This is a genomic window from Citrobacter sp. RHBSTW-01013, assembly GCF_013781985.1.
Classification (GTDB): domain Bacteria; phylum Pseudomonadota; class Gammaproteobacteria; order Enterobacterales; family Enterobacteriaceae; genus Citrobacter; species Citrobacter braakii.
In genome coordinates this window covers 4,123,139-4,137,479 of sequence record NZ_CP056185.1, presented here as the reverse complement: position 1 = coordinate 4,137,479, position 14,341 = coordinate 4,123,139, and the positions used below count along the sequence as shown (strand labels likewise).

Below are 14,341 nucleotides of genomic sequence, written 5' to 3'. Positions count from 1 at the left end.
AACGATGGCGATGAAAAAGTTGCTCATAGCGTCGCTGCTGTTTAGCAGCGCCACCGTATACGGTGCTGAAGGGTTCGTAGTGAAGGACATTCATTTCGAAGGCCTACAGCGAGTCGCCGTTGGTGCGGCTCTCCTCAGTATGCCGGTGCGCACAGGCGACACGGTTAATGATGAAGACATCAGTAATACCATTCGTGCTCTGTTCGCCACCGGTAACTTTGAGGATGTCCGCGTCCTGCGCGATGGTGATACCCTTCTGGTTCAGGTAAAAGAACGTCCGACGATTGCCAGCATCACTTTCTCCGGTAACAAATCGGTGAAAGATGACATGCTCAAGCAAAACCTCGAGGCTTCTGGTGTGCGTGTTGGCGAGTCTCTGGATCGCACCACGCTAGCCGATATCGAAAAAGGGCTGGAAGATTTCTACTATAGCGTCGGTAAGTACAGCGCCAGTGTGAAAGCGGTGGTAACGCCGTTGCCGCGTAACCGCGTTGACCTCAAGCTGGTCTTCCAGGAAGGCGTTTCGGCGAAGATCCAACAGATCAATATCGTCGGCAACCATGCTTTCTCGACCGACGAACTGATCTCTCACTTCCAACTGCGTGATGAAGTGCCGTGGTGGAACGTGGTGGGCGATCGTAAATACCAGAAACAGAAACTGGCGGGCGATCTTGAAACCTTGCGCAGCTACTATCTGGATCGCGGTTATGCTCGCTTCAATATCGATTCCACCCAGGTTAGCCTGACGCCGGATAAAAAAGGTATCTACATTACCGTTAACATCACTGAAGGCGATCAATACAAGCTTTCAGGGGTACAGGTGAGCGGTAACCTGGCTGGGCACTCCGCCGAAATTGAGACCCTGACCAAAATCGAGCCAGGCGAACTCTATAACGGCACCAAAGTGACCAAAATGGAAGATGATATCAAGAAGCTTCTGGGTCGCTATGGCTATGCCTATCCGCGCGTACAGTCGCAACCTGAAATCAACGACGCCGACAAAACCGTTAAATTACGCGTAAACGTAGATGCAGGTAACCGTTTCTACGTGCGTAAGATTCGTTTTGAAGGTAACGACACCTCTAAAGATTCCGTTCTGCGTCGCGAAATGCGCCAGATGGAAGGTGCCTGGTTGGGTAGCGATCTGGTCGATCAGGGTAAAGAGCGTCTGAACCGTCTGGGTTACTTTGAAACTGTCGATACCGATACTCAGCGTGTACCGGGTAGCCCGGATCAGGTTGATGTGGTCTATAAGGTTAAAGAGCGTAACACCGGTAGCTTTAACTTCGGCGTTGGTTATGGTACTGAAAGCGGCGTGAGCTTCCAGGCTGGCGTTCAGCAAGATAACTGGTTAGGTACCGGTTATTCAGTCGGGATCAACGGCACCAAAAACGACTATCAGACCTATACTGAGTTGTCTGTCACCAATCCATATTTCACCGTTGATGGGGTGAGCCTTGGTGGTCGCGTTTTCTACAATGACTTTAAAGCGGATGATGCAGACCTGTCCGACTATACCAACAAAAGTTATGGTACTGACGCAACGCTCGGCTTCCCGATCAACGAATACAACACCTTACGTGCGGGTGTGGGTTATGTGCATAACTCCTTGTCTAACATGGATCCACAGGTTGCAATGCAGCGTTATCTGGTTTCAATGGGTAAGGATCCTGACGCTGATAGCTTTAAATCAGACGATTTCACCTTCAACTATGGGTGGACATATAACAAGCTGGACCGTGGGTACTTCCCAACGGAAGGTACGCGTGTCAACCTGAACGGTAAAGTAACCATTCCGGGTTCTGACAACGAATACTACAAAGCGACGTTGGATACCGCTACCTATGTGCCGATCGATGACGATCACAAATGGGTTGTTCTGGGTCGCACTAAGTGGGGCTATGGTGACGGCATCGGCAGCAAAGAGATGCCGTTCTACGAGAACTTCTATGCCGGTGGTTCCAGCACCGTGCGTGGTTTCCAGTCCAACACCATCGGTCCAAAGGCTGTCTATTTACCGGCTAATCGTTATAACAACGATAGCGATTACGATAACGAATGTGACGCCACCAACACTTCACCGTGTAAATCGGATGATGCGGTGGGCGGTAACGCCATGGCTGTCGCCAGCCTGGAATTTATTACCCCGACGCCGTTTATCAGCGACAAGTATGCCAACTCGGTCCGTACCTCATTCTTCTGGGATATGGGTACCGTTTGGGATACGAACTGGGATTCAGCTAAGTACTCTGGTTATCCGGACTACAGCGATCCGAACAATATCCGTATGTCAGCGGGTATCGCTTTACAATGGATGTCCCCATTGGGGCCGTTGGTTTTCTCCTACGCCCAGCCGTTCAAGAAGTACGATGGAGACAAAGCGGAACAGTTCCAGTTTAACATTGGTAAAACCTGGTAATTGTTCTTCGCAAAGGAATGTAGTGGTAGTGTAGCGATGACTTTAGGCGATCTTATATGGGATCGCCTGGCCACGCAAAGAACTGTACCTTCGGGTGCAAATGGGATGGTAAGGAGTTAATTGTGAAAAAGTGGTTATTAGCTGCAGGTCTCGGTTTAGCGATGGCAACGTCCGCACAGGCTGCTGACAAAATTGCAATCGTCAACATGGGTAGCTTGTTCCAACAGGTTGCACAGAAGACGGGCGTTTCTGCTACGCTGGAAAACGAGTTCAAAGGCCGTGCCAGCGAACTGCAGCGTATGGAATCTGATCTGCAATCTAAAATGCAGCGTCTGCAATCCATGAAAGCGGGTAGCGATCGTACCAAGCTGGAAAAAGACGTCATGGCTCAGCGTCAGACTTTCTCTCAGAAAGCTCAGGCTTTTGAGCAGGATCGTGCACGTCGTTCCAACGAAGAACGTGGCAAACTGGTTACTCGTATCCAGACAGCTGTGAAATCTGTTGCTAACAGTCAGAGCATCGATCTGGTTGTTGACGCAAACACCGTTGCATACAACAGCAGCGATGTAAAAGACATCACCGCTGACGTACTGAAACAGGTTAAATAAGTAATGCCTTCAATTCGACTGGCTGATTTAGCAGAGCAGTTGGATGCAGAATTACACGGTGATGGCGATATCGTCATCACCGGCGTAGCGTCCATGCAATCTGCGCAAACTGGCAATATCACGTTCATGGTGAATCCTAAGTACCGTGAACACTTAGGCGTATGCCAGGCCTCTGCCGTTGTGATGACGCAGGACGATCTTCCTTTTGCTAAGAGTGCAGCGCTGGTAGTGAAGAATCCCTACCTGACCTATGCACGTATGGCGCAAATCTTAGATACCACGCCGCAGCCCGCACAAAACATTGCACCGAGTGCAGTGATCGATGCGACGGCGAAGCTGGGTAATAATGTTTCTGTGGGCGCAAATGCGGTCATTGAGTCTGGCGTAGAACTGGGCGATAACGTCGTTATCGGCGCAGGCTGCTTCGTCGGAAAAAATACTAAAATCGGCGCAGGTTCACGCTTGTGGGCGAATGTGACGATTTACCACGACATTCAGATCGGTGAGAATTGCCTGATCCAGTCCAGCACTGTCGTCGGATCTGATGGATTTGGTTACGCGAACGATCGCGGTAACTGGGTGAAGATCCCGCAGCTTGGTCGCGTGATTATCGGCGATCGCGTCGAGATAGGCGCTTGTACCACCATTGACCGTGGTGCGCTGGACGATACTGTGATCGGTAATGGTGTTATCATTGATAACCAGTGCCAGATTGCGCATAACGTTGTGATTGGCGACAATACGGCGGTAGCCGGTGGCGTCATTATGGCGGGTAGCCTGAAGATTGGCCGTTACTGCATGATTGGCGGCGCCAGCGTGATCAATGGGCATATGGAAATATGCGATAAAGTCACGGTTACTGGCATGGGTATGGTGATGCGTCCTATCACCGAACCTGGCGTCTATTCCTCAGGCATTCCGCTACAGCCCAATAAGGTATGGCGTAAAACAGCTGCACTGGTGATGAATATTGATGATATGAGCAAGCGTCTCAAAGCGATTGAGCGCAAGGTTAATCAACAAGACTAAAGCACCGTTTTTGCATGTCTGACTTTTCGGCCTGTCCCATTCATACGATTGCGACAGGCCGTGTTATTATTGCCTTTTAGTATATTTTGACAGGAAGAGTATTTTGACTACTAACACTCATACTCTGCATATTGAAGAGATTTTAGAACTTCTGCCGCACCGTTTTCCGTTTCTGCTGGTTGACCGCGTGCTGGATTTTGAAGAAGGTCGCTTTCTGCGCGCAGTGAAAAATGTATCTGTTAACGAGCCTTTCTTCCAGGGCCACTTCCCGGGTAAACCTATTTTCCCAGGCGTACTGATTCTGGAAGCAATGGCGCAGGCCACTGGTATCCTCGCGTTTAAAAGCGTAGGGAAACTGGAACCAGGTGAACTGTACTATTTTGCGGGTATTGACGAAGCGCGCTTTAAGCGTCCTGTCGTGCCAGGCGATCAGATGATCATGGAAGTGACTTTCGAGAAAACGCGCCGCGGCCTGACCCGTTTTAAAGGGGTTGCGCTGGTCGACGGTAAAGTTGTGTGCGAAGCAACGATGATGTGTGCCCGTAGCCGGGAGGCCTGATACGTGATTGATAAATCCGCCTTTATTCACCCAACTGCCATTGTGGAAGAAGGCGCCAGCATTGGCGCTAACGCTCACATTGGCCCATTTTGTATTGTTGGACCCCATGTTGAAATTGGTGAGGGTACCGTACTGAAGTCTCACGTTGTCGTGAATGGCCATACAAAAATTGGTCGCGATAACGAGATCTATCAGTTTGCCTCCATCGGTGAAGTTAACCAGGATCTGAAATATGCTGGCGAACCGACCCGCGTGGAAATTGGCGATCGCAACCGCATCCGCGAAAGCGTCACCATTCATCGTGGCACAGTGCAGGGCGGTGGAGTGACGAAGGTGGGCAGCGATAACTTACTGATGATTAATGCGCACGTCGCGCATGATTGTACGGTAGGCAACCGCTGTATTCTGGCGAATAACGCCACGCTTGCCGGGCATGTATCGCTGGATGATTTTGTTATCATCGGCGGCATGACTGCGGTGCATCAGTTCTGCATCATCGGCGCGCATGTGATGGTTGGCGGCTGTTCTGGCGTTGCTCAGGACGTGCCTCCATACGTTATCGCCCAGGGCAACCACGCAACGCCATTTGGCGTCAATATCGAAGGTCTGAAGCGTCGTGGGTTCACCCGCGAAGCGATTACCGCGATTCGTAATGCCTACAAAGCGTTGTACCGTAGTGGTAAAACGCTGGAAGAGGTGAAACCGGAAATCGCGGAACTGGCGAAACAGTACCCTGAAGTTCAGGCTTTCAGCGACTTCTTTGAGCGCTCAACGCGTGGTCTGATTCGTTAATGACTGAGCAGCGTCCTTTAACGATTGCCCTCGTCGCCGGAGAAACCTCCGGCGATATTCTTGGTGCAGGGTTAATCCGTGCACTCAAGGCTCGCGTTCCCAATGCGCGTTTTGTTGGCGTGGCGGGTCCGCTGATGCAGGCCGAAGGCTGTGAAGCCTGGTACGAAATGGAAGAGCTGGCGGTAATGGGCATTGTTGAAGTGCTCGGACGCCTGCGCCGTTTACTGCAAATACGCGCCGATCTCACTCGCCGATTTACCGACTTAAAGCCGGATGTTTTCGTCGGTATTGATGCGCCTGATTTCAATATTACCCTCGAAGGGAATTTGAAAAAGCAGGGCATTAAAACCATTCATTACGTCAGCCCCTCTGTGTGGGCCTGGCGACAGAAACGCGTTTTCAAAATAGGCAGATCCACCAATATGGTGCTGGCCTTTCTGCCTTTCGAAAAAGCGTTTTATGACAAATTTAACGTCCCGTGCCGCTTTATCGGTCATACCATGGCAGATGCCATGCCGTTGGACCCGGATAAAAACGCGGCTCGCGATGTTCTGGGTATTCCCCATGACGCTCACTGCCTGGCGCTATTGCCAGGAAGCCGTGGCGCAGAAGTGGAGATGCTCAGCGCCGATTTTCTGAAAACGGCGCAGTTGTTACGCCAGCATTATCCAGATCTCGAAGTGGTAGTGCCGTTGGTGAATGCCAAACGTCGCGAGCAGTTTGAGCGCATTAAAGCTGAAGTTGCACCGGAGCTTTCCGTACATCTGCTTAATGGGATGGGACGTGAAGCGATGGTTGCCAGCGATGCCGCACTGCTGGCTTCCGGCACCGCTGCGCTGGAATGTATGCTGGCAAAATGCCCGATGGTGGTTGGCTATCGTATGAAACCTTTCACCTTTTGGCTGGCAAAGCGTCTGGTGAAGACCGATTACGTTTCGCTACCTAACCTGCTGGCGGGAAGAGAACTGGTTAAAGAGCTGTTGCAGGAAGAGTGCGAACCGCAGGCGCTGTCGCAAGCGCTGTTGCCGTTGCTGGCGAATGGCAAAACCAGCCATGCGATGCACGACACATTCCGTGAACTGCATCAGCAGATCCGTTGCAACGCTGATGAGCAGGCGGCGGATGCGGTCCTGGAGTTAGCGCAATGATTGAATTTGTATATCCGCATACGCATTTAGTGGCGGGTGTAGATGAAGTTGGACGTGGTCCTTTAGTCGGCGCGGTCGTCACTGCCGCCGTCATTCTGGATCCGGCTCGCCCTATTATCGGTCTTAACGACTCAAAAAAACTGTCGGAAAAACGTCGCCTGGCGCTATTCGATGAGATTAAAGAAAAAGCGTTAAGCTGGAGCCTGGGGCGTGCTGAACCACATGAAATCGACGAGTTGAATATTTTACATGCCACTATGCTGGCCATGCAGCGTGCGGTTGCGGGTCTGCATATAGCGCCGGAATACGTACTGATCGACGGCAATCGTTGCCCGGCATTACCGGTGCCATCGCTGGCGGTGGTAAAAGGTGATAGCCGTGTGGCGGAGATTAGCGCGGCGTCGATACTGGCAAAAGTCACTCGTGATGCTGAAATGGCGGCCCTGGATACGGTGTTCCCGCAGTATGGCTTTGCACAGCACAAAGGCTATCCAACCGCTTTTCATCTGGAAAAGTTGGCAATGCATGGCGCAACAGAGCACCATCGCCGTAGTTTTGGCCCCGTCAAACGCGCACTGGGACTCACGTCCTGATTCTTGTGTCGAAGGAATCTGAAGATGTCTGAACCTCGTTTCGTCCACCTGCGGGTGCACAGCGACTACTCCATGATCGATGGGCTGGCGAAAACCGGGCCGCTGGTGAAAAAGGCGGCCGTGTTAGGCATGCCTGCGCTGGCGATCACCGATTTTACCAACCTGTGTGGTCTGGTGAAGTTTTACGGAGCGGGTCACGGTGCGGGTATCAAGCCGATAGTTGGCGCAGATTTTCATGTCCGTAGCGAACTGCTGGGCGATGAACTCACGCAGCTCACCGTGCTGGCCGCAAACAATACCGGCTATCAGAACCTGACGTTGTTGATATCGAAAGCCTATCAGCGTGGTTATGGCGCAGAAGGGCCGGTCATCGACCGGGATTGGTTGGCCGAGTTAAAAGAAGGTTTGATTTTGCTCTCTGGCGGCCGCATGGGCGACGTCGGGCGCAGCCTGCTGCGCGGTAATAGCGCGCTGGTTGATGAGTGCGTAGCGTTTTACGAAGAACATTTTCCAAATTGTTATTTCCTCGAGCTTATCCGTACCGGTAGGCAAGATGAAGAAAATTATCTGCATGCAGCGGTAGAACTGGCGGAAAGGCGTGGTCTTCCGGTGGTGGCGACCAACGATGTTCGTTTCCTTGAAACCGGTGATTTTGACGCGCATGAAATCCGCGTGGCAATCCATGACGGGTTCACCCTTGACGACCCGAAACGCCCGCGTAATTATTCGCCGCAGCAGTACATGCGTAGCGAAGATGAGATGTGCGAGCTGTTTTCCGATATTCCGGAAGCGCTGCAAAACACCGTTGAGATAGCTAAGCGCTGTAACGTGACGGTACGTCTGGGTGAGTATTTCCTGCCACAATTCCCGACCGGTGATATGACCACCGAGGATTTCCTCGTGGCGAAATCGCGCGAAGGTCTGGAAGAGCGTCTGGCGTTTTTGTTCCCGGACCCTGAAGTTCGCGCGCAGAAGCGCCCGCCTTATGACGAGCGTCTGGAAGTTGAACTGAAAGTTATCAACCAGATGGGATTCCCTGGCTACTTCCTGATCGTGATGGAATTTATCCAGTGGTCGAAAGATAACGGCGTACCGGTAGGCCCTGGACGTGGTTCCGGTGCCGGCTCGCTTGTCGCCTATGCGCTGAAAATTACCGACCTGGATCCGCTGGAATTTGACCTGCTGTTCGAACGTTTCCTGAACCCGGAACGTGTCTCAATGCCCGACTTCGACGTTGACTTCTGTATGGAGAAACGCGACCGGGTAATTGAACACGTGGCGGAAATGTACGGTCGTGATGCGGTTTCGCAGATTATTACCTTCGGTACGATGGCGGCCAAAGCGGTTATCCGCGACGTGGGGCGCGTGCTGGGACACCCGTACGGCTTCGTGGACCGTATTTCGAAACTGGTGCCGCCCGATCCGGGCATGACGCTGGCAAAAGCCTTTGAAGCCGAACCCCAACTGCCGGAAATCTATGAGGCAGATGAAGAGGTTAAAGCGCTGATCGATATGGCGCGTAAGCTGGAAGGCGTCACGCGTAACGCCGGTAAACACGCCGGTGGTGTAGTTATCGCGCCGACCAAAATTACCGATTTTGCGCCGCTGTACTGCGATGAACAGGGGCTGCACCCGGTTACTCAGTTTGATAAGAACGACGTGGAATATGCCGGCCTTGTGAAGTTCGACTTCCTCGGCCTGCGTACGCTCACCATCATCAACTGGGCGCTGGAAATGATTAACGCGCGCCGTGAAAAGAACGGCGAGCCGCCGCTGGATATCGCCGCTATCCCGCTGGATGACAAGAAAAGCTTCGACATGCTGCAACGCTCGGAGACCACAGCGGTCTTCCAGCTTGAATCCCGCGGCATGAAAGATCTTATCAAACGTCTGCAGCCTGACTGCTTCGAAGATATGATCGCCCTGGTGGCCCTGTTCCGTCCAGGTCCGCTACAGTCGGGGATGGTAGATAACTTTATCGACCGTAAGCATGGTCGCGAAGAGATTTCCTACCCGGACGTACAATGGCAGCATGAGTGTCTGAAACCGGTACTGGAGCCGACCTACGGCATTATCCTGTATCAGGAACAGGTTATGCAGATTGCCCAGGAGCTGTCCGGATATACCCTTGGCGGTGCGGACATGTTGCGTCGTGCGATGGGTAAGAAAAAGCCGGAAGAGATGGCTAAGCAGCGCGGCACCTTTGAAGAAGGGGCGAAAAAGCGCGGCGTCGACGGCGAACTGGCGATGAAAATCTTTGACCTGGTGGAGAAATTCGCCGGTTACGGATTTAACAAATCGCACTCCGCTGCCTATGCGCTGGTCTCTTACCAGACGCTATGGCTGAAGGCGCATTACCCCGCCGAGTTTATGGCGGCGGTAATGACCGCCGATATGGATAACACCGAGAAAGTGGTCGGGCTGGTGGATGAATGCTGGCGTATGGGGCTCAAAATCCTGCCGCCGGATATCAACTCCGGGCTTTATCATTTTCACGTGAATGATGATGGCGAAATTGTCTATGGCATCGGCGCGATAAAAGGCGTGGGTGAAGGGCCAATTGAAGCTATTATTGAGGCGCGCAACGAAGGCGGTTACTTCCGCGAGCTGTTTGATCTCTGTGCGCGCACGGACATCAAAAAACTCAACCGCCGGGTGCTGGAAAAGTTAATCATGTCCGGGGCGTTTGACCGCCTTGGTCCGCATCGTGCGGCGCTGATGAATTCGCTCAACGATGCGCTAAAAGCCGCCGATCAGCATGCGAAAGCCGAGGCAACGGGTCAGGCGGACATGTTTGGCGTGCTGGCTGAAGAGCCGGAACAAATTGAACAGTCTTATGCTAACTGTACACCGTGGCCGGAGCAGGTGGTATTAGAAGGGGAACGTGAAACGTTAGGGCTTTACCTGACGGGACACCCCATCAATCAGTATTTAAAAGAAATTGAGCGCTATGTTGGAGGCCACAGGCTGAAAGACATGCATCCGACAGAACGTGGTAAAGTCACCACGGCTGCGGGGCTCGTCATTGCTGCGCGGGTAATGGTCACCAAGCGCGGCAATCGTATCGGCATCTGTACCCTGGATGACCGTTCCGGGCGTCTGGAAGTTATGTTGTTTACCGACGCCCTGGATAAATACCAGCAATTGCTGGAAAAAGACCGCATACTTATCGTCAGCGGACAGGTCAGCTTTGATGACTTCAGTGGCGGGCTTAAAATGATGGCCCGTGAAGTCATGGATATTGACGAAGCCCGGGAAAAATATGCTCGCGGGCTTGCTATCTCGCTGACGGACAGGCAAATTGATGACCAGCTTTTAAACCGACTCCGTCAGTCTCTGGAACCCCACCGCTCGGGGACAATTCCAGTACATCTCTACTATCAGAGGGCGGATGCACGTGCGCGATTGCGTTTTGGCGCAACGTGGCGTGTCTCTCCGAGCGATCGTTTGCTAAACGATCTCCGTGGCCTTATTGGTTCGGAGCAGGTGGAACTGGAGTTTGACTAATACAGGAATACTATGAGTCTGAATTTCCTTGATTTTGAACAGCCGATTGCAGAGCTGGAAGCAAAAATCGATTCTCTGACTGCGGTTAGCCGTCAGGATGAGAAACTGGATATTAACATCGATGAAGAAGTGCATCGTCTGCGTGAAAAAAGCGTAGAGCTGACGCGTAAAATCTTCGCCGATCTTGGCGCATGGCAGGTAGCCCAGCTGGCGCGCCATCCACAGCGTCCGTACACCCTGGATTATGTCCGCCTGGCATTTGATGAATTTGATGAGCTGGCGGGCGATCGTGCCTATGCGGATGATAAAGCTATTGTCGGCGGCATCGCGCGTCTGGATGGCCGTCCGGTGATGATCATTGGTCATCAGAAAGGCCGTGAGACCAAAGAAAAAATTCGTCGTAATTTCGGCATGCCGGCACCGGAAGGCTATCGCAAAGCGCTGCGTCTGATGGAAATGGCCGAGCGTTTCAATATGCCGATCATTACCTTCATCGACACCCCAGGGGCTTATCCGGGAGTGGGCGCGGAAGAACGTGGTCAGTCTGAAGCGATTGCGCGCAACCTGCGCGAAATGTCGCGTCTGAGCGTACCGGTAATCTGCACCGTTATTGGTGAAGGTGGTTCCGGCGGCGCGCTGGCGATCGGCGTAGGCGATAAAGTGAATATGCTGCAATACAGCACCTATTCCGTTATCTCCCCGGAAGGTTGTGCCTCCATTCTGTGGAAAAGCGCCGACAAAGCGCCGCTGGCCGCAGAAGCAATGGGGATTATCGCGCCGCGTCTGAAAGAGCTGAAGCTTATCGACTCTATCATCCCGGAACCGCTGGGCGGCGCGCACCGTAACCCGGAAGTGATGGCTGCGTCCCTGAAAGCACAGCTGCTGGCCGATCTCGCCGACCTCGACGTGTTAAGCAAAGATGATTTGAAAAACCGTCGTTACCAGCGTCTGATGAGCTACGGTTACGCGTAAACTGCATTAATTCTGAAAAGGGCCACAACGCTGTGGCCCTTTTTTTTACCTGTGGTTTCACCAGGCTATGATTAACTAAGGTTTTTCCAGGAGGAACACATGAATATCATTGCCATCATGGGACCGCATGGCGTCTTTTATAAAGATGAGCCCATCAAGGAACTTGAGCGTGCGCTGCAACAGCAGGGGTTTCAGATTATCTGGCCGCAGAATAGCGTCGACCTGCTTAAGTTTATCGAACATAACCCACGAATTTGCGGTGTCATTTTTGACTGGGATGAATACAGTCTGGATCTGTGCAGTGACATCAACCAGCTCAACGAGTATCTCCCGCTCTACGCCTTTATTAATACTCATTCGACGATGGATGTCAGCGCGCACGACCTGCGCATGGCACTGTGGTTTTTTGAGTATGCGCTGGGCCAGTCTGAAGATATTGCAACCCGCATCCGTCAGTACACCAGCGAATACCTCGATAACATCACGCCTCCTTTCACCAAGGCGCTGTTTACCTATGTGAAGGAAGGAAAGTACACCTTCTGTACGCCCGGACATATGGCGGGAACGGCGTATCAGAAAAGCCCGGTAGGCTGCCTGTTCTATGATTTCTTTGGCGGCAATACGCTGAAGGCCGACGTGTCTATTTCCGTGACTGAACTGGGTTCGCTGCTGGATCATACCGGCCCGCATCTGGAAGCGGAGGAGTATATCGCGCGCACCTTTGGCGCCGAGCAGAGCTATATGGTGACCAACGGCACCTCGACGTCGAACAAGATTGTCGGCATGTATGCCGCGCCTTCAGGCAGTACGCTACTGATTGATCGCAACTGTCATAAGTCGCTGGCGCATTTGCTAATGATGAGCGATGTGGTGCCAATCTGGCTGAAGCCTACGCGCAATGCGCTGGGGATCCTCGGCGGTATACCTCGTCGGGAATTCACCCGCGCAAGCATTGAACGCAAGGTAGAAGAGACCCCTCAGGCACTATGGCCGTTACACGCGGTGATCACCAATTCCACCTATGACGGCCTGTTGTATAACACCAACTGGATCAAGCAAACCCTGGATGTGCCCTCCATTCATTTTGATTCTGCCTGGGTGCCGTATACCCATTTTCACCCGATCTATCAGGGGAAAAGTGGGATGAGCGGCGAACGGGTGCCAGGGAAAGTGATTTTTGAAACCCAGTCAACCCACAAGATGCTGGCGGCACTATCACAGGCTTCTCTGATCCACATTAAGGGCGACTACGACGAAGAGACGTTCAACGAAGCCTTTATGATGCACACCTCCACTTCCCCGAGCTACCCGATTGTTGCGTCGATAGAAACGGCGGCGGCAATGCTGCGTGGCAATTCAGGCAAGCGGTTAATCAATCGTTCGGTGGAGCGGGCGCTGCATTTCCGTAAAGAAGTGCAGCGGCTACGCGAAGAGTCGGATGGCTGGTTCTTTGATATCTGGCAGCCGGAAAGGGTAGATGAGGCGGAGTGCTGGCCGGTAGCGCCTGGTGAAGACTGGCACGGATTTGTTGATGCTGACGCCGACCATATGTTCCTCGACCCGGTGAAGGTCACCATTCTTACGCCGGGAATGGATGAACAGGGAAATATGAGTGAAGAGGGGATCCCTGCGGCGCTGGTGGCGAAATTCCTTGATGAGCGCGGCGTCGTTGTCGAGAAAACGGGACCGTATAATCTGTTGTTCCTGTTCAGTATTGGCATTGATAAAACCCGGGCGATGGGGCTACTGCGCGGCCTGACGGAATTTAAACGCTCGTACGATCTGAATTTACGCGTGAAAAATATGCTGCCGGATCTGTATGCCGAGGATCCCGATTTCTATCGTAATATGCGTATTCAGGATCTGGCGCAGGGGATCCATAAGCTGATCCGCCAGCACGATCTCTCCGGGCTGATGCTGCGGGCATTTGATACCTTACCGGAAATGAAAATGACCCCGCACCAGGCCTGGCAGCGGCAGATCAAAGGTGAGGTCGAAACGGTGGCGCTCGATCAACTGGTGGGGCGCATTTCTGCCAATATGATTCTGCCTTATCCTCCCGGTGTGCCGCTCTTGATGCCCGGGGAAATGATCACGGCCAAAAGTCGGGCTGTACTCGATTTTCTGCTGATGTTGTGTTCAGTGGGTCATCACTATCCCGGATTTGAAACCGATATCCATGGCGCTAAACTGGGTGAGGATGGCGTGTATCGCGTGCGAGTCCTAAAAATGGCATGACGACTTGCGTGAACCCATTACGCACGAGTAACGTGCTGGCAGAAAAACGAAAGAGGCGATGACGCTATGCTGGGATTAAAACAGGTTCACCATATTGCCATTATTGCGACGGATTACGCGGCGAGTAAGGCATTTTACTGTGATGTGCTGGGCTTTACGCTAATCAGCGAAGCCTACCGGGAAGAACGTGACTCGTGGAAGGGTGATCTGGCATTGAACGGTCAGTATGTGATTGAGCTTTTTTCTTTTCCATTTCCGCCTTGCCGTCCGAGCCGACCGGAAGCCTGCGGTTTACGCCATCTGGCGTTCAGCGTAGATGACGTGGAAAAAGCGATCGCGCATCTGGAAGCTCACCACGTGAAGTGCGAATCCGTGCGTATCGATCCGTTTACCGGCAAACGCTTTACGTTTTTTAACGATCCGGACGGATTACCGCTCGAACTGTACGAGCTGTAAGTCTTATCATTGTGGCATTA

Annotated in this window: 11 protein-coding genes; all 11 read left to right on the top strand. The window is 52.5% G+C overall.

Features of this window, described 5'->3' with window-relative positions:
- The first annotated feature begins 4 nt into the window (after positions 1-4).
- Positions 5-2,419, top strand: a complete 2,415-nt coding sequence (bamA, locus tag HV350_RS19950; RefSeq protein ID WP_016151764.1) for an outer membrane protein assembly factor BamA — start codon at positions 5-7, stop codon at positions 2,417-2,419.
- A gap of 122 nt (positions 2,420-2,541) precedes the next feature.
- Entirely contained in the window at positions 2,542-3,027 is a 486-nt protein-coding gene (gene skp, locus HV350_RS19945; protein ID WP_016151765.1) for a molecular chaperone Skp, read from the top strand.
- Positions 3,028-3,030: 3 nt separating this feature from the next.
- Complete coding sequence (lpxD, locus tag HV350_RS19940; protein WP_003018531.1) at positions 3,031-4,056, top strand: UDP-3-O-(3-hydroxymyristoyl)glucosamine N-acyltransferase; 1,026 nt, start codon at positions 3,031-3,033, stop codon at positions 4,054-4,056.
- A 103-nt stretch (positions 4,057-4,159) separates the two neighbouring features.
- On the top strand, positions 4,160-4,615 hold the full coding sequence (gene fabZ, locus HV350_RS19935) for a 3-hydroxyacyl-ACP dehydratase FabZ (RefSeq protein WP_003018528.1): 456 nt from the start codon (positions 4,160-4,162) through the stop codon (positions 4,613-4,615).
- 3 nt (positions 4,616-4,618) lie between these two features.
- The gene (gene lpxA / locus HV350_RS19930; RefSeq protein WP_003018525.1) at positions 4,619-5,407 is read left to right on the top strand and encodes an acyl-ACP--UDP-N-acetylglucosamine O-acyltransferase; all 789 of its coding nucleotides are present in this window, start codon (positions 4,619-4,621) and stop codon (positions 5,405-5,407) included.
- Positions 5,407-6,555 (top strand): lipid-A-disaccharide synthase, encoded by a 1,149-nt coding sequence (lpxB, locus tag HV350_RS19925; protein WP_080859352.1) that lies wholly within the window; start codon positions 5,407-5,409, stop codon positions 6,553-6,555. Before lpxA ends, lpxB begins: the two co-directional genes overlap by 1 nt.
- The gene (gene rnhB, locus HV350_RS19920; protein ID WP_019078405.1) at positions 6,552-7,148 is read left to right on the top strand and encodes a ribonuclease HII; all 597 of its coding nucleotides are present in this window, start codon (positions 6,552-6,554) and stop codon (positions 7,146-7,148) included. Before lpxB ends, rnhB begins: the two co-directional genes overlap by 4 nt.
- A gap of 24 nt (positions 7,149-7,172) precedes the next feature.
- Positions 7,173-10,655, top strand: a complete 3,483-nt coding sequence (gene dnaE / locus HV350_RS19915; protein WP_094760743.1) for a DNA polymerase III subunit alpha — start codon at positions 7,173-7,175, stop codon at positions 10,653-10,655.
- 12 nt (positions 10,656-10,667) lie between these two features.
- The gene (accA, locus tag HV350_RS19910; protein ID WP_003018513.1) at positions 10,668-11,627 is read left to right on the top strand and encodes an acetyl-CoA carboxylase carboxyl transferase subunit alpha; all 960 of its coding nucleotides are present in this window, start codon (positions 10,668-10,670) and stop codon (positions 11,625-11,627) included.
- 99 nt (positions 11,628-11,726) lie between these two features.
- Positions 11,727-13,865, top strand: coding sequence for a lysine decarboxylase LdcC (gene ldcC, locus HV350_RS19905; RefSeq protein WP_181629196.1), 2,139 nt, complete (start codon positions 11,727-11,729; stop codon positions 13,863-13,865).
- Positions 13,866-13,931: 66 nt separating this feature from the next.
- Entirely contained in the window at positions 13,932-14,321 is a 390-nt protein-coding gene (locus HV350_RS19900; RefSeq protein WP_016151771.1) for a VOC family protein, read from the top strand.
- Positions 14,322-14,341 lie beyond the last annotated feature (20 nt).

What these genes read in the sequence shown, in the direction of transcription:
- bamA (WP_016151764.1), top strand. Translation starts at nt 5, where the DNA reads ATGGCGATGAAAAAGTTGCTCATAGCGTCGCTGCTGTTTAGCAGCGCC.
- lpxD (WP_003018531.1), top strand. Translation starts at nt 3,031, where the DNA reads ATGCCTTCAATTCGACTGGCTGATTTAGCAGAGCAGTTGGATGCAGAA.
- lpxB (WP_080859352.1), top strand. Translation starts at nt 5,407, where the DNA reads ATGACTGAGCAGCGTCCTTTAACGATTGCCCTCGTCGCCGGAGAAACC.
- rnhB (WP_019078405.1), top strand. Translation starts at nt 6,552, where the DNA reads ATGATTGAATTTGTATATCCGCATACGCATTTAGTGGCGGGTGTAGAT.
- dnaE (WP_094760743.1), top strand. Translation starts at nt 7,173, where the DNA reads ATGTCTGAACCTCGTTTCGTCCACCTGCGGGTGCACAGCGACTACTCC.
- accA (WP_003018513.1), top strand. Translation starts at nt 10,668, where the DNA reads ATGAGTCTGAATTTCCTTGATTTTGAACAGCCGATTGCAGAGCTGGAA.
- ldcC (WP_181629196.1), top strand. Translation starts at nt 11,727, where the DNA reads ATGAATATCATTGCCATCATGGGACCGCATGGCGTCTTTTATAAAGAT.
- HV350_RS19900 (WP_016151771.1), top strand. Translation starts at nt 13,932, where the DNA reads ATGCTGGGATTAAAACAGGTTCACCATATTGCCATTATTGCGACGGAT.